Raw genomic sequence first — 22,696 nt, forward strand, 5'->3', positions numbered from 1 at the left:
TAGTTTAATGAAATTCATGGTACTGAGTTTATTACTGCTTTCTGCCTTTAACGCGCTGGAGGCACAAGTAATACTTAAAGATAACCATCGCGGATATCACGGTACTTCGAAAAATATAATAAATCTACTTAATAAATTTAAAAACTCGTGTCTGGATAGTTCCATTAGGTATAACTACAGTAATGTTAGTTTTACGCCTAAGAAAACTATCCAGTTTTTAAATAAAAATTTCTCAACTCATATATTTAGCTCGTGTTCTTTTTTACAAACAAGTAGTTCTGGAATTACATCCGACGAAAAAAATGAAACTATTATTTTGGGTATAATTGAAATAGGGTTTAATTCGACTGATAAACTAAATAGCGCCCTAAGAACTATAAAAAATAGTCATAGGGAAGCTTTTATGTCAGAGGTTTTTACCCCATTCGTTTTACTCAAAGAAAATAGTAGCCTTATTTTAATTCACTCTGAAACAAGATACAAACCTATAGATTGCTTTTTTGAGTATCTAAGAGGATTAAAGGGAGAATATGTTAAAATAAATTAGCTCTTATTTTATAAAATCAATATTCCTTTTTAATCCTGTAAACTTGGTGCGTTTTACGGCTGAACTTTTAAATACTTTTTTAAATACATCTTCGGTAATTTCATCCCAGTCACCTTTAGTCATGCTTAAAAGATCAGGAGGTGGCTGAAAAGCGGGCTCATTGTGCAAAACCGAAAAACGGTTCCATGGGCAAACATCCTGGCAAATATCGCAGCCAAACATCCAGCCCGCCATTTTATCTTTAAAAAATACAGGGATCTCGTTTTTTAACTCAATAGTTAAATAAGAGATACATTTGCTGCCATCCACTACCGCCGGGCCAACAATAGCCTCGGTAGGGCAGGCGTCGATACAACGGGTGCAGGTGCCGCAATGGTCTGCGGTCGGCTCAATATCATATTTCAATTCCAGATCAACTATCAGCTCGGCTAAAAAAAAGAAAGATCCGCTTCGTTTATTAAGCAGGTTAGCGTTTTTGCCCACCCAGCCCAGCCCGGCCTTTTTTGCCCATGCCTTGTCCAATACGGGGGCCGAATCCACAAAACCGCGACCATTTACCTCGCCAATGTGTTCGTTAATTAGCTGCAGCAATTGTTTAAGCTTGTTTTTGATCACATCATGGTAATCGGCACCATAAGCATATTTGGATATTCGCGGTGCATCGCTATCAAGCTGTTGTGCATCAGTATAATAATTGAGCCCCAGGCTGATCACTGATTTTGCCCCATCAACTAACAAACGCGGATCCAGGCGTTTATCAAAATGATTTTCCATGTACTGCATTTCGCCGTGAAATCCTTTTTTTAGCCAGCTCTCAAGCCTTGGAGCCTCCTGTTCTAAAAATTCGGCTTTTGCTATACCGCAAAACAGAAAACCGAGTTCGGTAGCCCAGTTTTTAATCTGTTTTGTATATAGCGCAGTATTTTGCATTATACAAAGGTAATTATTCAGCATTAAATGATATTGAGCACATTGTTCTATTTATAAGTAAAATGTGAAACTTTGAGTTGATTTTATTGTGTGTTTTGTAGTAGCTTTATAATAGGTTACAGTTTGTAAATAACTTATCACAGAAGGTTTTAGAGGTGTTTTAGTTGATGTTTTTGGGTGAACCGTAATTTAGGTGCCAACTGGCTGGGTTAAGCTGTAAACTGTTTTGTGAAAAATAAACTAAATTTTTTATCATGATAAATTACAATTCACCAATTGAAAACGAGGAAGCAGATGCTTCACGGAATGATGTGACAGGATACGGCGACGACACCATCGGCGAAAATACCGGAGATTCTGCCCTGGCTATCGAAAGCGCTAAAAGCCAAGCCTTCACTCAAGAGAAAAAACCTTCAGATGATTTCGATCCAAGGGTTGAGACGGTTGTGCCCGATAACGATAATTAAGCTATCGCTTACCTGTAGGTTGGTCAATAGCCAACCTGCTTTAAATTTGGACATCTGATCAAGACTGATAGATTACATATATTATCGTCTTTAGTGTTTTATTGCTGTTCTGGTTTGGTATTTACCCAGGCAGGATATATACATTACCATTTGTTTACCATTGTTGGTGTTTTTACAATTGCCAATTTTAATAGCTTGGTGGAAAATCAGATTGAATTTTTCTGTATGCTGCGTTAGCGGTTATGCGACGCTGCAATTTGTTTGTAATATTTCACCAGGCCATCCATATTGCCGACGTTAAAAATACCGGCCCGAATTTTTTCCACCACATCAGGCTCATCGCCCATAACGTCTGTCATTACTTCAATAAAAGTTTCGGCCTTTAATGCTGCCATTTCACCTGTGGTTTCGCCGTAATAATAAGCATTACGCACCGATCCGCCTCCTGAGCTACCGCCGCCACCCAGGTTAATGCCTATCCCGCCACCCATGCCCATACCGCCGGTACCTAAACCGGTTGAAAATTCGGGCCTTATCCTGCTGCCATGGCCGCCGCCACTGCCACCGCTCCCTCCAGACATTAAATATAATTTGGTAGGCCCATCAACAATTACTTGTACAAAATCGAGCTCGTTTTTACTCCAGGGGCCGCCGTAGCGGGGGGGCATGGCAATGGTAAAACTATCGCGGCCAATTATAAAACTATGGATCATGCTGGCGCTCAGGCGTTGTGGCCTGGCCTTGTCATCTTCCTTAAATTCAATAAAGCCTTCATTTTTCATAATTCCCTTACCTGCCGGGTACCTGTTGATCAATCCGGGTACTTTTTGGCCATTAATATCGTAGTAATAGCCCGGTATAAATTTCCCTCCGCCGCCAAATTGAGCCATAGTTAAAGCAGGCATTAAAAAAACAAAGAATAGCAGGATAATGGGTTTCATAGCACATCAATATATTTGTTCATCTAAACGAATAAAAAGCAATTTATTGCCGTTAGCTTACGATGATCATTTATAAATTGCTTGTTACATGATATCGTATTTGCCCGATAAAGCTAATAAAATTGTTAAATTGACCCCTCAATTAATCTGAAATATAAAATTACCATGACCGTTGACCTAAGAAGCGATACCATAACAAAACCTACCCCCGGCATGCTTGAAGCTATGATGGCTGCCAAAGTTGGAGATGATGTTTTTGGTGAGGATGAAACTGTGAATGCCCTGGAAGAAAAACTCGCCGGTTTATTTGGCATGGAGGCCGGTATGCTTTGCCCATCGGGCACCATGACCAACCAGATTGCTATTAAATGTTTCACACAACCGCTTGATGAGTTAATTGCCGACCAAACCGCGCACGTTTACCGCTACGAGGGTGGCGGAATTGCCTTTAATTCGGCAGTATCTACGCGGTTATTAAACGCTCCGCGCGGGATACTGACAGCCGGGATGATTGAGCCCGAAATTAATGCCGAAAATATTCATTACCCCCATACCAGCCTGGTGGTTTTGGAGAACACCGTTAATAAAGGCGGCGGCAGTTGCTATACCTTAAAAGATATTGAACCCATTGCCGCCTTATGCAAGCAACACAAGCTGAAATTGCACCTGGACGGAGCGCGGATATTCAATGCCTTAACCCAAACCGGCGACAGCGCGGCCAGCTATGGGCAGTATTTTGATGGTATCTCGGTTTGCCTTTCCAAAGGCTTGGGTGCGCCGGTAGGGTCGGTATTACTGGCCGATCAGGCTACCATCAAATACGCGCGCCGTATCCGCAAAGTTTTAGGCGGAGGTATGCGGCAGGCCGGTTTTTTGGCAGCGGCGGGCATTTACGCGCTTGACCACCATGTTGAGCGTTTGAAGATCGATCACGCTCATGCGCATATCCTGGCGGGAGAACTTTCCGGTTTATCATGGGTTACCCATGTTGTGCCCGTTGAAACCAACATCGTATTATTCGATACCGTTGAACCGGCAGAAATTGTTCTGGCGAAATTGGAAGAAAAAGGCATCAAGGCCAACAGTACCGATAAACACCGCATCCGTTTTGTAACGCACCTGGACGTGCATGCTGATCAGGTTGAGTATGCTGTTGCGTGTTTGAAAGCTTTAAGCTGATATCAACTAACCGATATTTCACGCAAAGGCGCCAAGACACCAAGCTTTTTTAGCTTAATACCTTGGCGCCTTCAGCGTCTTTGCGTGATCCTCTATTGTTATAGCTTAGCGTTTCAGGACACTCCCTGCCCATGGACCATGGACCATGGACTATCGACTATCGACTATCGACTATCGACTATCGACCATCAGCTATCTACAACTCCCTATCAGCCGATTGCCTTTCAACCATCCAGCCCGGATACTCTTTAGGCAGTGCGCTTACTTCGTTGATCTTTTTCAGGTCATCCGCAGATAAAGTAATCTCTGTTGATTTGATGTTATCCTGTAGTTGTGCCGCATTTTTAGCACCAATAATGGTACTGGTAACCGGCGCCTGCTGACGTACCCAAGCCAATGCGATTTGCGCGGCAGATACGTTGTATTGTTGGCCAACCTGAGCTATTACATCAATAATATCATAAGCTTTTTCTTTGTTTACCGGCGGAAAGTCGAAATTATCGCGGCGTGATCCGGCTGATTTTTCGTTGTTTCGGGTATATTTCCCCGACAGGAAACCACCTGCCAATGGGCTCCACGGCATTACAGCCAACTTTTGGTCGGTAGCCATCGGCAAAATTTCGCGCTCAATATCACGGCTCGATAACGAATAATAATATTGTAGCCCTTCAAACTTGTTCCATCCGTTTAAGGCCGCAATTCCCTGTGCTTTCATCACCATCCAGGCAGGCCAGTTACACACGGCTATATAACGCACTTTGCCGGTGAGTACAATATCATTCAGCGCACGCATCGTTTCTTCGATGGGTGTTTTGGGGTCAACGCCGTGCACATATAGAATATCGATATGATCCAATTGTAAGCGCTTCAAACTTTCGTCAACCGATTGAAAAATATGATAGCGCGAAAGGCCCACGTTGTTTTTGCCTTCGCCCATTTTGCCACGCACCTTAGTAGCTATAACCAGGTCGTGGCGGTTAAAGCCTAAGTCGATGATCGATTGGCCCAATAATTTTTCCGACTCTCCAAAAGAGTAAACATTGGCCGTATCAATAAAGTTAATACCCGAGTCTACCACAACCTTCATCAGCTCGTTCACTTCGGCCTGTTGTACTTTGCCTATCGCTTCCCACATACCTTTTCCGCCAAAGGTCATGGTGCCAAAGCAGATCTCGGAAACGATTAATCCGGTGTTACCAAAAAAATTGTACTTCATGTTTTTAATAGTTAGATGTGAAGATAACGGAGATTATTTTGATTTTGTTTAATCTGACAGTCATGATTTTGTTAACAGGCGTGGAAATGCTTTTATATTAAATAATTATCTTAAAACTTAAATTATGGCGGCTTGTTATTGTTGTAATGAACCGACTATTAAAAAAATTAGAGAAGATAGGCCGCGACCCGAAGGTAACTGCAAAGGCCGTAGGGTTGCGCTATGTAAGCGACTCTACCCCGGGTTATACCCGTAAAGCAACCAAAAATGGCTTTGCATTTTACGATGCCGATGGCAAGCCTGTTAAAGATAAGGAGTTAGTGCAGCGGTTCAAAAGCCTGGTGATACCACCTGCCTATACCCATGTTTGGATCTCACCGTACGACAACGGGCATTTACAATTCACCGGAGTTGATGCAGCCGGTAGAAAGCAGTACCGCTATCATGCCGAATGGAATAAGATCCGTAATCATTCTAAATTTCACCGCATGCAGTTGTTTGCCAGTCATCTGCCAGCTATACGGCAGCAGGTAGCCAAAGATTTGGCCCGTCATGATTTGGGTTATGAAAAATTACTCGGCCTGGTGGTTAAATTAATGGAACTGACCAGCATCAGGGTAGGTAATGATTCGTATCAAAAATTATATGGTTCCTTTGGGTTAACTACGCTGCAAAACAGGCACGTAAAAATCGATGGTTCGGATATGAGCTTTGAGTTTCGCGGTAAGAAAGGCGTATACCAAAAGATTGCCCTGCATAGTAAGCGACTGGCCCGATTGGTAAAGCAATGCAGGGATATCCCCGGGAAAGAATTGTTTCAGTATTACGATCACGAAGGTAAGCGCTGCACTATAGGATCTGGAGACGTTAATAATTACCTGAAGCAAGCAACGGGAGAAGATTTTACAGCCAAAGATTTCAGGACCTGGGCTGGCAGTGTGAGTGCCTTATTTGCCTTTAAAACTGCTGGAGGTTTTGAAACCGAAACCGAATGTAAAAAGAAGATAGTGAGTGTGTTGGACGAAGTGGCGGTAAACCTGGGCAATACCCGAACGGTGTGTAAAAAATATTATGTACACCCGGTGGTGATTAAAAGCTACGAAGATGGGACGCTTTTTAAGTATACTAAAGAACTGGACGAAAACGACGATACTAATGCAGCAGAGTTAAACCTGGCCGAAAAAATATTATTGCAGTTATTAGAAAGCGAAGGAATGGCAAAGGCTGTGTAGAACAGATTAAATTAAATAGCCGGAAAATCTACGGATGAGAGTTCCGGCTATTTGATTATTTAATAATAATTGGCTGTAATATTATCGCTCATCATGGCATCGCCTACTACCCCGGGGCCTTGTATATGGCCAACAACATGTGTTTGATTACCTAAATCAAGTGTGTAGCTATGGTAGGTAGCCTGTCCGTCAAATGTTACAAAAAAATCAACTGATACGGCGTATATACCGGCATCCGGCCCTGTACGGTCAAATACTACCTCCACATCGTTAGCGCCGCTTATGGTGCTTGTGTATCCGGTGATTGTTTCATTGGGAGAGTTTTTCAAGTGTAACTTGAAGTAATGGCGTTTGGCATGATCGGCTTTAAAGGCCAACGCGAAAGCCGATAAAATAAGGAATGTAAAAATGGCTGTCTTTTTCATAGTTATTTGGTTTTAATTTAAAGTTAAATACTTTAATATCAAATAACAACAAAGCAAAGTTATTTTGGCATCGGAAAATTTAGTAAAGCACTTACCCTTAAAAATCAAAGAACCGCACCATGTTGATGATGCGGTTCTTTAAATACCTTAGTCAGATATATGTTCTACTTAGTCTTTTTAGGCAATTGCTGTTGCTGGCGCATATATTCTTCCATTTTAGCGGCAAAGCCTGATTTCTTTTTAGCTGTTTTATCCTCAGGTTTCTTTTTGTTTTCCTGGATCTGGGCATGGATCTTTTTATCATCCACCATCAGCCTGATTAAATATTGCTGTGCAAAAGTTAACATGTTGGCCAAAAAGTAATAATAGTTTAAGCCGGATGGATATTTGTTAAGCACCACAATAAAAATAACAGGGGTGATGTAACCGATGTATTTCATTTGGCCGGTAGCTCCCGATATCTGGTTGTTAAAGTAAGTGTAGATGAAGGTTGAAATGGTCATCAACAAACACATTAAGCTTAAGTGGTCGCCTAATAGGGGGATGGTTGTGCCAAATTTGATCAGGTCATCATAAGTTGATAAATCCTTCATCCATAAAAAGCTTTCGCCACGCAGTTCAAACAAAGCAGGGAAAAAGCGAAGGAATGCGAACACGATTGGCAGCTGAAGCACCATAGGCAAACAACCACCTAAAGGGTTTACACCTGCTTTTTTATAAAGCTTCATGTATTCCTGCTGTAAAAGCGTTGGGTTATCTTCACCAACTTTGGCTTTAATCTCGTCCATCTCGGGCTTCAATACCCGCATTTTAGCCATTGAAAGGTATGATTTATAGGTCAGTGGCGATAACACCAGTTTCAGTAATACGGTAAGCAATAAGATAACGATACCATAGTTCCAGCCAAATTGCTTTAAAAAGTCAAACACTACTAATACGGCGTATTTGTTAATGTATTTAAGCGGCCCCCAACCCAGGTCGATCTGTTTATCCAGGTTATAGCCTTGTGCCTTAAGTACCTTAAACTCGTTAGGGCCGTAATAAAAATCCAACGGATAAACACCTGCGTTATTGGCCGGGATTTGCAAACTGGCCTGCATTTGTTTAACCTCTGTTTTGTTGGCGGTATCCAGGCTTACATGTAAACTTGATTTGGTAAAGCCATCTTTATAGATCAGCACATTTGAGAAAAAGTGCTGTTTGAATGATACCCATTGGATCTTTTTATCCGAAATATCTTTAGCGTCATCTTTGGTTACACTCAGTTCGTCAACATCGTCATCCGTATTTTTAAAGTATACAGTTGAGTATTGGCGCTCCATGGTCATGTCCTTTTCGGTTTTGAGCATGCTCGATTGCCAGTTGATATCTACAATTTTGCTGTCTGCAATAACATTATCAAGGCCGTTTAGCTTTAAGGTTAAACCAAGGCGATAGCCTTTGGCACTTAAAGTGTATACATAGTCAATATACTGCGTTGCACTGTAGTTTAAGCGGAAGGTAATTGAATATGAATCGTGGCCTGTAACGTTTAAGCCTGTAGCCGACGGTTTAAAATACAGATCGTTGGTATTGATCTTTTTATTGCCGGCAATAAAATTTAAGCCGAAATGATTGTTGGCACCATCAAATAATATCAGGGGTTTTTTATCAAAGGTTTTAAAGTTTTTTAATTCAACCGACTGAACACGCGCACCCTGTGTAGAAACTTTAACGCGTAAATCGTTATTCTCTAAAGTAATTAACTGCTCGGTGCCAACGGTGGCCGCTCCAAATGCGCTTTTAAGCACGGCAGAATCAATAACCTGCGGCTTTTTTGCAGAGTCTGTTTTAGCAACTACAGGCGTAGTTTTAATGCCTGCTTTGTTTAAAGAGTCCTGGTGAATTCTGGCTTTTTCTTTTTTAATATCGGCTTCGGATGGCCTCATTAAATAAAAAGAGCCAAAAAGGATCAGCATGATCAGGAATAATCCTGTGTAGGTATTTTTATCCATTATAATAAGTACGTAACAAGCTGCTTAGTTTTTGCGGGCAAAGGCCAGCGCAGCGGCGACAAAGTTAACAAAAAGTGGGTGAGGATTAGCAACGGTTGATTTTAATTCGGGATGAAATTGTGCGCCTACAAAAAACGGATGATTTTTTAGTTCTACAATCTCAACCAGGTTATTTTCAGGATTTATACCGGATGGTATCAGGCCTGCATTTTCGTATTGTTTAAGATAATCGTTGTTAAATTCGTAACGGTGGCGGTGCCTTTCGGAGATGTGTTGCTTACCGTAAATTGCCGCGGCCTTGCTGTTTTTCCTCAGGTCGCAGGCATAAGCGCCTAAGCGCATGGTACCACCTTTGGCAGTGATTTTTTTCTGGTCTTCCATCATGTTAATCACCGGGTAGGGTGTTTCAGGGTTCATTTCCACACTGTGCGCATCTTTTAAACCTAAAACATTGCGGCCAAATTCAACTACGGCGCATTGCATGCCCAGGCAGATACCAAAAAACGGAATGTTATTTTCGCGAACGTAGCGTATAGCCTCAATTTTGCCTTCAATACCACGTTGGCCAAAACCCGGGGCAACTAATACGCCATGCAGGCCCTTTAGTTTTTCTACCGCGTTTTCGGGTGTCAGTTGTTCGGAGTGGATGCATTCAACACGTACCTTGCACTCATTTTGGGCACCTGCGTGTATAAATGATTCGGTGATGGATTTATAAGCATCGGGCAGTTCAACATATTTACCTACCAGGCCGATGCGGATTTCGGCAGTTGGGTTTTTTAATTTTCCTAAAAATATTTTCCAGCGTTCCAAGTCCGGATCTTGTTTGCTTGGCAGTTTCAGTTTGCTTAATACGGTTTTATCTAATTGCTCTTTAAGCATCAGCAAAGGCACATCATATATGGTTGAAGCATCAATGGATTCAATAACCGCGTTGATATTAACATTACAGAACAAGGCCAACTTTTTGCGGATATCCATATTGATGTGATGCTCGGTACGGCATACCAATATATCCGGCTGAATGCCGTATTCTAACAACATTTTAACGGAGTGTTGGGTTGGCTTGGTTTTAAGCTCGCCTGCTGCCGCTAAAAACGGAACCAGGGTTAAGTGGATCACTAATGAATCGTGCTGGCCTTTTTCCCACCTGAACTGGCGTACAGCTTCAATAAATGGCAACGATTCGATATCACCCACGGTACCGCCAATTTCGGTAATTACGATGTCGTAATCGCCGGTTTCGCCTAAAATGCGGATGTTGCGTTTAATTTCGTCAGTGATATGCGGCACTACCTGCACGGTTTTTCCTAAAAAGGCACCCTCGCGCTCGCGGTTAATTACATTTTGATAAATACGGCCGGTGGTGATGTTGTTAGCCTTGGAGGTAGGCGTATTTAAAAAACGTTCGTAATGGCCAAGGTCAAGATCGGTTTCGGCGCCATCTTCGGTAACGTAGCATTCACCATGCTCGTAAGGGTTTAATGTTCCGGGATCAATGTTGATGTAAGGGTCGAATTTTTGGATGGTTACCCGGTAGCCACGGGCCTGCAGTAGCTTAGCTAATGATGCAGAAATAATACCTTTTCCTAACGACGAGGTAACGCCGCCCGTAACAAAAATATATTTAGTCATATGTTTTTTGGATTTTAATCCCGGATATTATCGGAACTAAATGTTTGTGTACGGGATGCAAAGGTAAGAATTTATTTGGATTTTGACCGATTTGTGGAGAAAATGACAAGGTATAGATTAGCCTGATAATTAGCTATTTGGGATTTATCAGGTCAAATAAATACAACCTTAGACCGTTTGGCCAAACAAAAACATTAATTTATTGTACTTGCATCGCGCTGCTGTTGCACTACTATGCACAGCATGATGATGCCGACTAATCATATTTTAATTAAGGGGATGGATTTTCAATCACAAATTCCTGATTTAGACATAGCAAAAAGTTAGGGCAATTTGATTTCCTTTAATATCTTTTCCAAATCTTCCGGCGTATCAATGGCATAAGTTTCTAAATCGGTTTCGGCAACTTTAATACGGTATCCATTTTCTATCCAGCGGAGTTGCTCCAGACTTTCGGCTTTTTCAAGCGAAGATACAGGCAATAAGGTAACCTGCTGCAAAATGTCGCTTTTGTAGCCGTAAATACCAATATGCTTGTAATAGGTATAATAGTATAGCCATTGTTGTGGCTCGCGACCACGAACATGCGGCAGGGGTGATCGGGAAAAATAGATGGCTTCCCACTGTTTATTTAAAATCACCTTAGGCGAACTAAAGTTGTAAAGCTCTTCGGTAGTTAGCACTTTTTTTACCAGGGTGGCTAATTGCGTTCCTGTTTCAGTAAAACATCCGGCTACTTTATCAATCTGTTGCGGGTCAATAAAAGGCTCGTCGCCTTGTATATTGATGATCACTTCGTATTCGGGATGTTGCTTCGCTACTTCGGCACATCTGTCGGTACCGCTTTGGTGGGTATCGGATGTCATTACGGCTACACCTCCAAATTTCTGAACGTGACTAAAAATCCGCTCATCATCAGTAGCAACAATAACTTCGCTTAGGGTAGCGCATTTTTTTGCCTGCTCGTAAACACGCTGTATCATGGTTTTACCACCGATATCAACAAGTGGTTTGCCCGGGAAACGGGTAGAAGCGTAACGGGCAGGAATTATACCGAGGATTTTCATTTACAATTGCGAATTATGGTTTACTGGTTACCAATAGGTTTTGACTATCTTAAATTCAGACTTTTTGTATTATTTACTTATAATGAGGTCGTGTTACGTTATGAATAGCCAATACAAAAACAAGTGTCATTGCGATCGCGAACTATACAGAGCGTGCATGCCTCTGTGCGATTGCTTCGTTGCCGCACGTCCTTCGACGGGCTTATAATGAATCTTCTTAAGTTATTGATTATCAATATCGAATCGTCATTGCGAGGTACGAAGCAATCTCTACATAGGCAGGGCGGCTCTGAAGGTTCTCCCTGTATATTATAAAGATTGATTCGTCGTTCTCCTTATAATGACGTCTGCTTAAGTTTTTGATTATCAGTGCGTATATTTTTTCTTCGACAATCAGTGTTCATAATTTAAAGCATCGGCACGCTCAATCGCCGCGTGAAGGGCTGTTACTTTTGTCTTGACACAAAAGTAACCAAAAAGTCAAGACTGCCCGATCCTTCCGCCCGCAAGGCCAACACCTGGCCCGGCGTGCAGTCTGGCCTTTGCCCGCTTCTACCTCTGCACAAAAACCTAAGTGTTTCAAATGTCATCCCTGTTTTTGTTTCGGTTGACCGGATCGGTTACTCAGTATGATAGTTTTTGCGCACAAAAAAAAGGTTTCATGCTGAGCCTGTCGAAGCACGGTGCGGGGGCCTCCACAAGCGGCATTCTTTTCTCTTTTCATCCTTAGCAAACCGACGGTCTTAAATCCCTCAATAGCATAATTTAAAATACTTTTCAAACATCATACCTTTTCTCCGGTTGGCTGGACCGGTTACTTATAAACACAAATCGTAATTCGTCAACTAATCAAAATAAGCCGTGTATTTCTCTTTCAATCAATTGGATAATGGTACCTAAATCTTCCGGATTATTTGTAAAATCGAGGTTGTCCTTATCTAATATCAGCAGTTTACCTAATTTATAGCTATCTATCCATTTCTGGTATTTGTCGTTCAGTTTAGAAAGGTAATCCAGCCTGATGCCGCTTTCATATTCGCGGCCACGGCGCTGTATGTTGCTTACCAGCGTAGGCACCGATGCTTTGAGGTAGATGAGCAGGTCCGGTGGTTTGATAAACTCGGTAATGTTATCAAAAATGGAGCGGTAGTTTTCAAAGTCGCGCGTGGTCATCAGGCCCATATCGTGCAGGTTTTCGGCAAAAATAAAGGCATCCTCGTAAATGGTCCTGTCCTGTATAATTTGCCGTTGCCCTTTTTGTATCTCTATAATCTGCTGGAAACGACTGTTCAGAAAATAGATCTGCAGGTTAAAGCTCCATCGTTTCATGTCGCTGTAAAAATCTTCCAGGTAGGGGTTATTATCAACCGCTTCATAAAGCGGATCCCATCCATAATTTTTAGCTAATAGTTCTGTAAGCGTTGTTTTACCCGCTCCAATATTTCCAACGATGGCAATGTGCATTGATGATTCCGGTTATGAGTTGATAGTTATTTAATTAGTGAGATTTTAAATGTTATTGCTTTTTACGGAGTATCTTCTCTTTTAGTTTTACTTATGTTATGGCTGCTTTAAATTGCCGGAGCATCGATGTTTTAGCGCTACAACAGTTTAGGCCCTTTCGCCAGATCACTAAAATAGTATAATAACTCAGTAACCCAATAACTTATTAACCAATAAACTATAACCTAAAATACCTTAAAGCCAATAATTTCCCTTACCTCGCGGATGGTTTTCTGCGCGCTTTCGCGGGCTTTGGCGGCACCGTAGCGGGCAACCTGGCGCAGGTATGGCGCATCGTTGGCAATGGCGTCAATCCGTTCGCGGATGGGCGCGGTAGCTACAATCATATCTTCGGCCAATTGCTTTTTTAAATCGCCGTAACGGATCTGGCATTTATTGTACAAGTTGTCAAAATGCTCAACAGTGTCGGGCGTTGATACCACCTTCATCAAATCAAACAGGTTTTGTATTTCCGATGGTTTTTCCTGGTTCTCGGCAGTTGGACCGGCATCGGTAACGGCACGCATTACTTTTTTGCGGATCACTTCCGGCGAATCAGACAGATAAACCGCGTTGGATTCACCTTCCGATTTTCCCATTTTTCCTTTACCATCCAATCCAGGTATCTTGATTAAATTCTCGCTGAAATTAAAGGCGTAAGGCTCGGGGAAATACTCGTTATTGTACAAACGGTTAAAGCGATTGCCAAAGGTGCGGGCCATTTCCAGGTGTTGCTCCTGGTCTTTACCTACAGGTACCTTGGTAGCTTTGTGGATCAATATATCTGCCGCCATTAAAACCGGGTAGGTTAGCAAGCCTGCATTTACATTATCAGGGTTGGCCCGTACTTTATCCTTAAATGAGGTGCTTCGCTCCAGTTCGCCCATGTAGGCGTTCATATTCATATATAAATACAGCTCGGCTATTTCGGGCACGTCCGACTGGACGTAGATCGTGGCCTTCTCCGGATCGATACCGGCCGCCAGGTACTCTACCAGCACATGCTTCACATGGCCATGCAGATCGGCAGGTGTGGGGTGCGTGGTTAACGAATGCAGGTCGGCAATAAAAAAATAGCAGTTAAATTGATGCTGCATTTTTACGAAGTTTTGAATAGCTCCGTAGTAATTTCCCAAATGTAATTTTCCGGTAGAACGAATACCGCTAACAACAGTTTCCATTTGGGCGAAAGTAAGTATTTTTTCTATTTTTGAGGACGATGAAAATGATATTGAAAAAAATCCACGCCCGTTTTTACCGTTATAGTGTAGGCTTTTTCGTTGCTCTATTTTATCCGTTCCTTTATTATTACTCCCGCAAACCCGAGCGATACGCCGTAATGAACCAGTTAAGGCGCTATTGCAGCTTTTGCAGTTCAACTATTGCCGGTATATTTTACCGAGTGAAATATGAGCAACCTATTGATTGGTCGCGCACTTATATTGTTTGCCCCAACCACACCTCCAGCCTGGATATTACGGCGGTAAACAGCGCACTTAAAAATAATTTCCATTTTATCGGTAAAGAAGAATTTTTAAAAAACTGGGCCCTAAGTATATTTTTCAGAAGTGTGGATATTCCCGTTAACCGGGATAGCAAAATATCATCGTTCAAAGCTTTTAAAAAGGGAGCCGAAAATTTAAAGCAGGGGCGTACACTGGTGATCTTCCCCGAAGGTAAAATACCTGATGATTACCCTCCCCGGTTAAATGAGTTTAAAAACGGCCCCTTCCGCCTGGCTATCGAATTAAAAATACCTATCATACCCATCACCTGCGTTAACAATTGGAAAATTATTTGGGATACCGGTTTGGAGCTGGGCGGCAGGCCGGGCATCAGCGATGTGTATGTGCATAAGCCTATCGAGACTACGCATTTAACGCTGGATGATGCCGATGCTTTAAAGGATGAAGTATTTAATATCATCAATCAAAAGTTTATCAGTGGAAAAAGCTGAGCGCATAACCCTGGTAAAATTATACTTTTGATAAGGGCTATGATATTACTACTGCGAAAGGTTCATTTATATTACTATCGTTTTACAGCGGTGCTGTCGCTGTCGCTCGTTTATCCTTTGCTGTATTTTTATTCGCGCAAGCCGGAACGATATGCAACACTTAACAAATTAAGACGGCTGTGCTGCTATTTAAGTTCGACCCTTTCGGGGATCTTTTTCAGGGTGAAGGAAGAGCAGGCCATCGATTGGTCGCGCACTTATATTATTTGCCCTAACCACACTTCCAACCTCGATATTTTATCCATCTGCATGGCTGTAAAGTGCGACTATCATTTTATCAGTAAAGAAGATCTGCTGAATAATCCTTTTACGGGTTTGTTTTTACGAACGGTGGATATACCGGTCAATCGCGATAGCAAAATGTCGTCGTACCGGGCTTATAAACAAATGGCCGAAAATTTGAAGCAAGGCCGTAGCCTGATCATCTTCCCGGAAGGTAAAATAGGAGACGATTACCCACCTATACTGCACGAATTTAAAGATGGCCCATTTCGTTTAGCTATTGAATTGAAAATTCCGATAATTCCAATAACTTCGCTTAATACGTGGAAGCTGCTTTGGGATAGTGGCGATAAGTTGGGCAGCAGGCCCGGTATTGCCGATATTTATATCCACAAGCCCATTGAAACAGCTCATTTAGCTATCGATGATGCTGACCGGCTGAAGCAGGAAGTTTACCACATCATTCAACAAAAATACAACACGCAATGAAAATAGATAACGATACCGTTGATAAAATAGCCCACCTGGCGCGCCTGGAGATTAACGAAACCGAAAGGCAGGAAATGGCTACCGATATGGGCAAGATATTGGATTTTATGGCTAAACTGAACGAGGTAGATACATCGGGCGTGGAGCCATTGGTTTACATGACAGAGATTGTAAACAGCGTGCGCGAAGATGTTGTAAAGCAGGAAATAAGCCACGAAGAAGCATTGGAAAATGCCCCTTCGCACGATGCCGATTACTTTAGGGTTGCCAAGGTAATAGGATAGGGCCCCCCAGCCCCCTGAAGGGGGAGTTTTTGATTTGCATGGTTGTTTGGGTTTTTGTGGGCCACAAAAAGTAATTTTGCTATAAAGCGCCTGCGGTACATTGTAAACCACATTCCTGTATTTAAAGCGGCGGCCCGTTCGATTCCTTCCCTCGGGGAAGGTGGAGGAAGGGGTTTCTGCAATAGGTTTGCCGCATACTATCACTCGCAGATCACACTTGTGTCGATAAGGCTTTGGGGCAATGGAGGTGGTTTGCTGTCGTGTTTATAGCGAAGTACTACGGCGGCAAGAGCTTTGACAACTTTTAAAAAGTTGTCAAAGCTGGTTAAAACACCTGCGACGCGTTTTGTAAACCATATTTCTGTATTTAAAGCGGCGGCCCGTGCGATTCCATCCCTCGGGGAAGGTGGAGGAAGGGGTTTCTGCAATAGGATTGCATTTGTGTCGATAAGGTTTGGGGGATGAGCATTGGTCTACCTCATCTAAAATTTTGTCATCTCGACCGGGAGGGAGAGAACTTTTGCAAGTGCCGGGTATGCTTGAACACAGGGCAGCCGCGCGATAAGTTAACAAACTGTATATAAATCTTCCATCCCTTGTAACATTTACCTGCCTACCGTAGTCAAACCAACAAAAAACCGGATGCAACCATTAATTACTCTTAAAGATATTGGCCGTAAATATGTTATCGGTACCGAGGTGATCCACGCACTCAAGTCGGTTTCGTTAACTATTAATAAGGGCGAATTTGTGGCGTTAATGGGCCCTTCGGGTTCGGGCAAATCAACTTTAATGAATATTTTGGGATGCCTGGATACGCCAACCAAAGGCGAATACACTTTAAATGGCACCGATGTAAGCCGCATGAGCGATAATGAGCTGGCCGAAGTTCGGAATAAGGAAATTGGCTTTGTTTTTCAAACCTTTAACCTTTTGCCACGTAACACAGCTTTAGATAATGTTGGGCTGCCCTTAATTTACGCAGGCGTAAATAAACAAAATCGCGAAAAACGCGCCCAGCAAGCGCTTGAGAATGTGGGCTTGGGGAATCGTATGGACCATAAACCCAACGAACTTTCGGGCGGACAAAGGCAACGGGTAGCCGTTGCACGGGCTTTAATTAACAATCCGTCTATTATTTTGGCAGATGAGCCTACCGGCAACCTGGATACTAAAACCTCGGTTGAAATTATGGGGCTGATGGAAGATATCCACGCCAAAGGAAATACCATTATCCTGGTTACACACGAGGAAGATATTGCCTTACACGCTCATCGTATTGTGCGTATGCGCGATGGTTTGGTTGAAAAGGATTATCAAAACCCGGATATTCATACGGTTGGAAAAACTGCTACAGAGAGTTTGTAATCATGTTGAAATGCGTGCGGCAACTTAACAATAAAGCATCCTTTATTTCACGGTAAACGTGCCCGCGCCGGGGATAGACGAAATTAGTTTTTTGGTGTACTCCTTACGGGGATGATAATAAACTTCTTCGGCGTCGCCTACTTCTTCAATAATACCTTTGTTCATCACCATAATCCGGTCGGCAATGTGTTTTACTACCGATAGGTCATGCGAGATGAAGATATAGGTCAGGCTAAATTCTTCCTGCAACTCGCGCAATAAATTCAATACCTGTGCCTGCACGGAAACATCCAGCGCCGAAACCGACTCGTCGCAAATAATAAATTTAGGTTGCAGTGCCAGTGCCCTCGCTATCACGATGCGCTGCCTTTGCCCACCCGAAAATTCGTGCGGGTAGCGGTTAAAATGTTCGGGAGCTAAATTTACCCTTTTTAAAAGTGCCATCACTTTCTCTTTACGCCCGGCATTGTTTTGATAGAGCGAATGTACGCGTAGTGGCTCCATAATAGATTCGCCGACTGTCAGGCGTGGGTTGAGCGATGAATAGGGATCCTGGAAGATGATCTGGATATCGCGGCGCATTTCGCGCATCTGCTCGGTGCTTAAACTTTGCAGGTCGGTATTGTCTAAAAAAACCTGTCCGGATGTAGGCTCAATTAAGCGTAAAATACTTCGGCCGAGGGTGCTTTTACCACATCCCGACTCGCCCACCAAACCCAGCGTTTCGCCCCGGTATACTTCGAAGCTTACATCGTCAACCGCCTTTACATACTGTTTCGTTTTTTGAAAAAAGCCTCCGCTTTTAGGATACCATTTGCATAGGTTTTGTACCCGTAAAAAAGGATCTTGCGCGTAAATATTCTTTTTGCGTTGGGCCAGCTCGTTAATGTTGTAGGCGTTGCGCTGTTGCAGGGCCTGTATACTTAGCCCGGTATTGATGATGCTGCCATTTTCGTCAAACTTCAGAAAGTCGGATACGGTAGGTAACATTTTTAAATGATGCGCGGTAGATGGCCTGCATGCCAGCAAACCTTTTGTGTAAGGATGCTGCGGATTGCTGAATATATCCTTTATAGAAGCTTGCTCCACAATGCTGCCTTTGTACATTACCATCACCTGGTCGGCTATCTCGCTGATCACGCCCAAATCGTGCGAAATGAAAATGAGGCTCATGTTACGCTCGGCTTTTAAGCGCAGCAATAGCTCAATAATGGTTTTTTGTACAGTTACATCCAGAGCCGTTGTAGGCTCGTCGGCCACCAGGATCTCGGGGTCGCAGGATAGGGCCATGGCTATCATTACCCTTTGTTTTTGCCCGCCCGATATTTCGTGCGGATACGAATCAAATATAGCTTCGGGCCGTGGGAGCTGCACCTCGTTAAACAAATCGATAGTGCGCTGTTTGGCTTGCTTGTTATTCACGCGCTTGTGCAGCCGGATGGCCTCTGCCACCTGCGATCCACAGGTAAGTACGGGGTTAAGTGATGTCATCGGCTCCTGGAATATCATGCCGATACGGTTTCCCCTGATGGCGCGCATCTGCTTTTCCGATAAATCAAGCAAGTTCACATCGTCCAGTAATATTTCACCCTGTATCATACTTACCGACTTATCCAACAGCCGCATAATAGCCAGGGAGGTAACCGATTTGCCCGATCCGGATTCGCCAACAATGCCTATAACCTCACCTTTGTCAATTTTAAATGAAATGTTCTTAACGGCTTTAAACAAGCCGTTCGGGGTTTTAAATTGAATATTAAGGTTGTTAACAACAAGCATAGGCTAATTAAACAATAGTCATATTTTCATCCGCAATCAATTCTTCGCCTCTAAACCTTCTAATAAGCTGGGCTGTGGCAATCACATCTTTTTGGCAATAGGTGCAAATGCGTTCAAGCGCGTTCTCCTGCCAGTAAACATGGCCTACCATACTGCCGTCTATATCATCTTTAGGTGTAGGTATGCCAAATATCTCGGTAAGCAAACTTAACGATGTATAGTTTTTATAATCACCAAATTTCCACAACTCCATCGTATCCAGGTGATTGATTTCCCAGGGCTTTTTACCCGATATTTCTAACTGCGATGGCAAGGGCACGCCATTGATCAGCATCCTTCTGCAAAGGTACGGAAAATCAAACTCCTTACCGTTATGCGCGCACAAAACCAGGTTTTGAGGTTGTTTCTTTAACATGGCGCTAAACGCAGCCAATAACTGTTTTTCATCATGCCCCGCGTACGATTTTATTCTTAAGCCAACCGGTTGTTCTTTGGTAAATACACCTACCGAAATGCAGATGATCTTGCCAAATTCGGCCCAGATGCCGGCGCGTTCATAAAATTCGTCGGGAGTTTCATCCTTGCGCTGATATTGTGTTTTGGCGGCCCATAGTTTTTGTAAAGCTGGTGGTACCTGGTCAAAGGTGGAGTACTGGGGTACGGTTTCAATATCCAACACTAAAATATTCTGCAGGTCGAGCTGTTCAAGCATAGCTAAAAATAGTACATTTTTTCGTGTTTTATTGGCCTGCTGAATATTAAATTGCCTTTCCAGTTAATAATCTTACTCTGTTTTAACAGATAAATGGCATAAACCTAACGATAGCGTCAGTTTTGCAGACTTCTTCATTGTTTTGGATCGGACTTTGTTCAGATCATACAATAAAACTACGCTGTTATGAAAACAATCAAACCCATAGTTAGTCACCTGGTGAGGTTAATGATTACCCATCCCAAATCACTGATGTAAAATTTCTTATTTCTCTTTCTCTAAAATCTGGAATCTGATCTGTAGCCTGCTGCCGTTAGCATCAACCAAAGTTAAAGTATGTGTGCCGGGGGATGGGTTTAAAGCGAATTGGTGGTAATTTATTGTTTCGCCCATATACTTATCATCCAGATGCCAGAATATTTTAATGCCTGATTGCCTGTGTGCGGCGTTGCAGATCATCCTCCCGCGGCTGCCGTCTGCTTCTAGCGGGACATAAATTTTGGAGCCGTCCTTCGGATAGATCAGTTCCATTGGCCGTTGCTGTGGTGTGGCCGAGCAACCTGGTTTAAATGGCGGTAATGTTTGGTATTGGTAATTTTTAGTTTTATAGTAAAACTCCATCGATGGCGGAAGTACAAACCACGATTGATGTACCATGTTGATGGGGGCTTCGCAAGTCGAATTAACCTGCCATTTACAGCTGGCATCTAAATGTACCAGTTGATGCCAGGGGCAAACAGGGGCTTTAATGCCATTTTGGGGCACCCATAAGGTATCGATGTGGTTGCAGTTTTCGCTGGCCCGGTAACCGCTTTCATGGCAAACGCCAATCCGTACCATAGCGCCTGTAGGCATGTCAAACCAATCGCGCGTAACGGGCAACTGCCTGAAAATTTCGAACAGGATGGGCGCGGCGGTGTTTACGCCAATCAACCCCGGCCTGCCTTCGCCATTGGTATTGCCTACCCAAACGCCAACTACATATTTTGGTGTTACCCCTATAGCCCAGCCATCGCGAAAGCCAAAGCTTGTTCCAGTTTTCCAGGCGATGCGCTGTGTGGAGCTGAATTGCTGCCACAGCATCTCGTCGCCGGGACGCATCACTTCTTCCATCGCCTGGAAGGTATAGTATATCGATGCAGCATCCATCAAGCCGTCTTTTTCCAGCACGGGTTTCGGCATTATGGTTTGCGTGTAACAGGGGTTATGAAAATCGTTGGCATTATATAAACCTTTATAGCGGCTATAATGGTTTAAAACCCTTGCCATATCCGCGTAAGCGCCGCTTAGTTCCCAGAGGTTGTTTTCGCCGCCGCCTAAAATGAGCGATAGGCCGTAAAAATCGGCAGGCTGCTTTAACGTGGTGATACCCATCCGGCGCAAAAAGGCATGGAAACGTTCGTATTTATATTGTTGCAACATCCTGACGGCGGGCACATTGAGCGACCGCGCCAGGGCTTTAGCAGCCGGGACGGCACCATCGTAGTTTAAATCAAAATTTTCGGGATGGTAGCCTGCAATCTGCGTTGGTATATCAGGGATGAGGCTATTGGGCAGCAGTAAGCCATCGTGCAGCATAGATGCGTAAAGCAAAGGCTTTAGCGTACTCCCCGGGCTTCGCGGCGCGCTGATCACGTCGACATTGCTTTGCAGTTCAGGGTCGCTGGTATGGAAGATATTGCCTACATAAGCCAGCGCCTGGCCGCTTTCTACATCTAATACAATGGCTGCCGCGTTGCGAATATCGTTGGCCTTAAGCACCCGGTGATGTTTTTCTAAAATATCAGTTACGTTTTGTTGCAAGGCCGAACTAATGGATGTTTTAATCCGTGTGCTGCTTTGCCTGTCGGCATGGTAATCGTTTTTAACCCGGTCGAGGAGGTGAGGGGCAAACTGGGGGAGGGGCATCGGCCTGTCGGGCACAGGTTCCAGTTTAGCTAACGATGCGGTTGTAGCATCGATGATATGTTGCCGGTACAAACGGTCTAACAGTAAATTGCGTTTTTTGAGCAGGATAAGCCGGTTTTTACCGGGATGAACCAATGATGGCGAATTAGGCAATACGGCCAGTGCTGCCATTTCGCCCCACGACAGTTTACCCGGATCGCGGCCAAAGTACCTCCACGAGGCGGCATCTAAGCCTACTACGTTGCTGCCAAAGGGCGCGTTACTGGTATACAAGGCCAATATCTCCGCCTTGGAATGGGTGAGTTCCAGCCGCATGGCCCTGATCACTTCCAGCAGCTTTTGCCACACTGTACGATTGTTGCGTGTAGCCAGCCTGATTACCTGCATGGTTAAAGTACTGCCGCCGCTCACTACATGCCCTGAGCGGATGTTTTGCCTGATTGCCCTGCCCAAAGCTAAGGCATCAAAACCCGGATGATGCTCAAAGCGTTTGTCTTCAAAGGCGATGATGCAGGCCTTAAATTTATCCGGAACATTGGGGTTATAAGGGAAGCGCCATTGCCCGTCGGCTGCTATGGAGGCACCTAATAGCTGGCCCTGGTTATCGTCGATAACGAATGAGGTTGGGGAGTTGAAGAGGTGGCGCGGAAGGCAGAACCAGAAGGCTAATAGTATGATTACTACAAACGATATGAGTATAATTTTCTTTTTGGTTCTCATTTTTTGATGCCACAGCTACTAAATGGAAATGTTTGTCGGGTGGTTGCTTTTCTCGCTTCGT

The 22,696-nt window shown here is 43.5% G+C and carries 20 protein-coding genes; 8 read left to right on the top strand and 12 right to left on the bottom strand.

Translation table 11 applies throughout. From position 1 onward, the window contains the following. Positions 1 to 7 precede the first annotated feature (7 nt). Entirely contained in the window at positions 8 to 547 is a 540-nt protein-coding gene (locus tag MUCPA_RS25560) for a hypothetical protein (protein WP_008510320.1), read from the top strand. A 3-nt stretch (positions 548 to 550) separates the two neighbouring features. Here the strand turns inward: MUCPA_RS25560 and queG are convergent, their stop codons facing one another. Next, on the bottom strand, positions 551 to 1,477 hold the full coding sequence (gene queG / locus MUCPA_RS25565; RefSeq protein WP_008510322.1) for a tRNA epoxyqueuosine(34) reductase QueG: 927 nt from the start codon (positions 1,475 to 1,477) through the stop codon (positions 551 to 553). A 254-nt stretch (positions 1,478 to 1,731) separates the two neighbouring features. Here queG and MUCPA_RS25570 point away from each other — a divergent pair, with 254 nt between their 5' ends. Then, a complete protein-coding gene (locus MUCPA_RS25570) occupies positions 1,732 to 1,944 on the top strand; it encodes a hypothetical protein (protein ID WP_008510325.1) in 213 nt (70 codons plus the stop codon). 233 nt (positions 1,945 to 2,177) lie between these two features. On the opposite strand, the gene MUCPA_RS36405 is transcribed toward MUCPA_RS25570, so the two are convergent. Continuing rightward, positions 2,178 to 2,885 carry a hypothetical protein gene (locus tag MUCPA_RS36405; protein WP_008510327.1) on the bottom strand — a complete coding sequence of 236 codons (708 nt, stop codon included), beginning with the start codon at positions 2,883 to 2,885 and terminating at the stop codon, positions 2,178 to 2,180. A 165-nt stretch (positions 2,886 to 3,050) separates the two neighbouring features. Between MUCPA_RS36405 and MUCPA_RS25590 the strand changes: the two genes are divergently transcribed. Beyond that, the gene (locus MUCPA_RS25590; protein WP_008510329.1) at positions 3,051 to 4,064 is read left to right on the top strand and encodes a threonine aldolase family protein; all 1,014 of its coding nucleotides are present in this window, start codon (positions 3,051 to 3,053) and stop codon (positions 4,062 to 4,064) included. Positions 4,065 to 4,260: 196 nt separating this feature from the next. Here the strand turns inward: MUCPA_RS25590 and MUCPA_RS25595 are convergent, their stop codons facing one another. Next, positions 4,261 to 5,280 carry an aldo/keto reductase gene (locus MUCPA_RS25595; RefSeq protein ID WP_008510331.1) on the bottom strand — a complete coding sequence of 340 codons (1,020 nt, stop codon included), beginning with the start codon at positions 5,278 to 5,280 and terminating at the stop codon, positions 4,261 to 4,263. Positions 5,281 to 5,426: 146 nt separating this feature from the next. Here MUCPA_RS25595 and MUCPA_RS25600 point away from each other — a divergent pair, with 146 nt between their 5' ends. After that, positions 5,427 to 6,512, top strand: coding sequence for a DNA topoisomerase IB (locus MUCPA_RS25600; protein WP_008510333.1), 1,086 nt, complete (start codon positions 5,427 to 5,429; stop codon positions 6,510 to 6,512). 59 nt (positions 6,513 to 6,571) lie between these two features. Here MUCPA_RS25600 and MUCPA_RS25605 read toward each other — a convergent pair whose 3' ends face one another. From MUCPA_RS25605 to trpS, 6 genes are all read right to left on the bottom strand, one after another. Then, positions 6,572 to 6,937, bottom strand: coding sequence for a hypothetical protein (locus MUCPA_RS25605; RefSeq protein ID WP_008510334.1), 366 nt, complete (start codon positions 6,935 to 6,937; stop codon positions 6,572 to 6,574). 164 nt (positions 6,938 to 7,101) lie between these two features. After that, on the bottom strand, positions 7,102 to 8,931 hold the full coding sequence (yidC, locus tag MUCPA_RS25610) for a membrane protein insertase YidC (protein WP_008510335.1): 1,830 nt from the start codon (positions 8,929 to 8,931) through the stop codon (positions 7,102 to 7,104). A 24-nt stretch (positions 8,932 to 8,955) separates the two neighbouring features. After that, positions 8,956 to 10,566 (bottom strand): CTP synthase, encoded by a 1,611-nt coding sequence (locus MUCPA_RS25615; protein ID WP_008510336.1) that lies wholly within the window; start codon positions 10,564 to 10,566, stop codon positions 8,956 to 8,958. A 323-nt stretch (positions 10,567 to 10,889) separates the two neighbouring features. Next, a complete protein-coding gene (kdsB, locus tag MUCPA_RS25620; protein WP_008510337.1) occupies positions 10,890 to 11,633 on the bottom strand; it encodes a 3-deoxy-manno-octulosonate cytidylyltransferase in 744 nt (247 codons plus the stop codon). A gap of 849 nt (positions 11,634 to 12,482) precedes the next feature. Next, a complete protein-coding gene (locus MUCPA_RS25625) occupies positions 12,483 to 13,097 on the bottom strand; it encodes a deoxynucleoside kinase (RefSeq protein ID WP_008510338.1) in 615 nt (204 codons plus the stop codon). A gap of 224 nt (positions 13,098 to 13,321) precedes the next feature. Continuing rightward, positions 13,322 to 14,317 carry a tryptophan--tRNA ligase gene (trpS, locus tag MUCPA_RS25630; protein ID WP_008510339.1) on the bottom strand — a complete coding sequence of 332 codons (996 nt, stop codon included), beginning with the start codon at positions 14,315 to 14,317 and terminating at the stop codon, positions 13,322 to 13,324. A gap of 44 nt (positions 14,318 to 14,361) precedes the next feature. On the opposite strand from trpS, the gene MUCPA_RS25635 reads away from it, so the two are divergent. The 4 genes from MUCPA_RS25635 (at position 14,362) to MUCPA_RS25650 (ending at position 17,516) form a co-directional block, all read left to right on the top strand. Further along, positions 14,362 to 15,093: a lysophospholipid acyltransferase family protein gene (locus MUCPA_RS25635; RefSeq protein WP_008510340.1), complete on the top strand. Its 732-nt coding sequence runs from the start codon at positions 14,362 to 14,364 to the stop codon at positions 15,091 to 15,093. 39 nt (positions 15,094 to 15,132) lie between these two features. Next, positions 15,133 to 15,864, top strand: a complete 732-nt coding sequence (locus tag MUCPA_RS25640) for a lysophospholipid acyltransferase family protein (protein ID WP_008510341.1) — start codon at positions 15,133 to 15,135, stop codon at positions 15,862 to 15,864. Next, complete coding sequence (gene gatC / locus MUCPA_RS25645) at positions 15,861 to 16,148, top strand: Asp-tRNA(Asn)/Glu-tRNA(Gln) amidotransferase subunit GatC (RefSeq protein WP_008510342.1); 288 nt, start codon at positions 15,861 to 15,863, stop codon at positions 16,146 to 16,148. The genes MUCPA_RS25640 and gatC overlap by 4 nt, the downstream gene beginning before the upstream one ends. Positions 16,149 to 16,790: 642 nt before the next feature. Next, positions 16,791 to 17,516: an ABC transporter ATP-binding protein gene (locus MUCPA_RS25650; protein WP_008510343.1), complete on the top strand. Its 726-nt coding sequence runs from the start codon at positions 16,791 to 16,793 to the stop codon at positions 17,514 to 17,516. Between the two features lie 42 nt (positions 17,517 to 17,558). Here MUCPA_RS25650 and MUCPA_RS25655 read toward each other — a convergent pair whose 3' ends face one another. The 3 genes from MUCPA_RS25655 to pbpC all read right to left on the bottom strand — a co-directional run bounded on the left by MUCPA_RS25655 (position 17,559) and on the right by pbpC (position 22,635). Further along, positions 17,559 to 19,295 carry an ABC transporter ATP-binding protein gene (locus MUCPA_RS25655; RefSeq protein WP_008510344.1) on the bottom strand — a complete coding sequence of 579 codons (1,737 nt, stop codon included), beginning with the start codon at positions 19,293 to 19,295 and terminating at the stop codon, positions 17,559 to 17,561. 7 nt (positions 19,296 to 19,302) lie between these two features. Continuing rightward, on the bottom strand, positions 19,303 to 20,007 hold the full coding sequence (locus MUCPA_RS25660; protein ID WP_008510345.1) for a 3'-5' exonuclease: 705 nt from the start codon (positions 20,005 to 20,007) through the stop codon (positions 19,303 to 19,305). 264 nt (positions 20,008 to 20,271) lie between these two features. Then, positions 20,272 to 22,635 carry a penicillin-binding protein 1C gene (pbpC, locus tag MUCPA_RS25665; protein ID WP_008510346.1) on the bottom strand — a complete coding sequence of 788 codons (2,364 nt, stop codon included), beginning with the start codon at positions 22,633 to 22,635 and terminating at the stop codon, positions 20,272 to 20,274. Positions 22,636 to 22,696: the final 61 nt, after the last annotated feature.

The sequence above is a fragment of the Mucilaginibacter paludis DSM 18603 genome, from assembly GCF_000166195.2.
In the GTDB taxonomy this organism is placed as follows: Bacteria; Bacteroidota; Bacteroidia; order Sphingobacteriales; family Sphingobacteriaceae; genus Mucilaginibacter; species Mucilaginibacter paludis.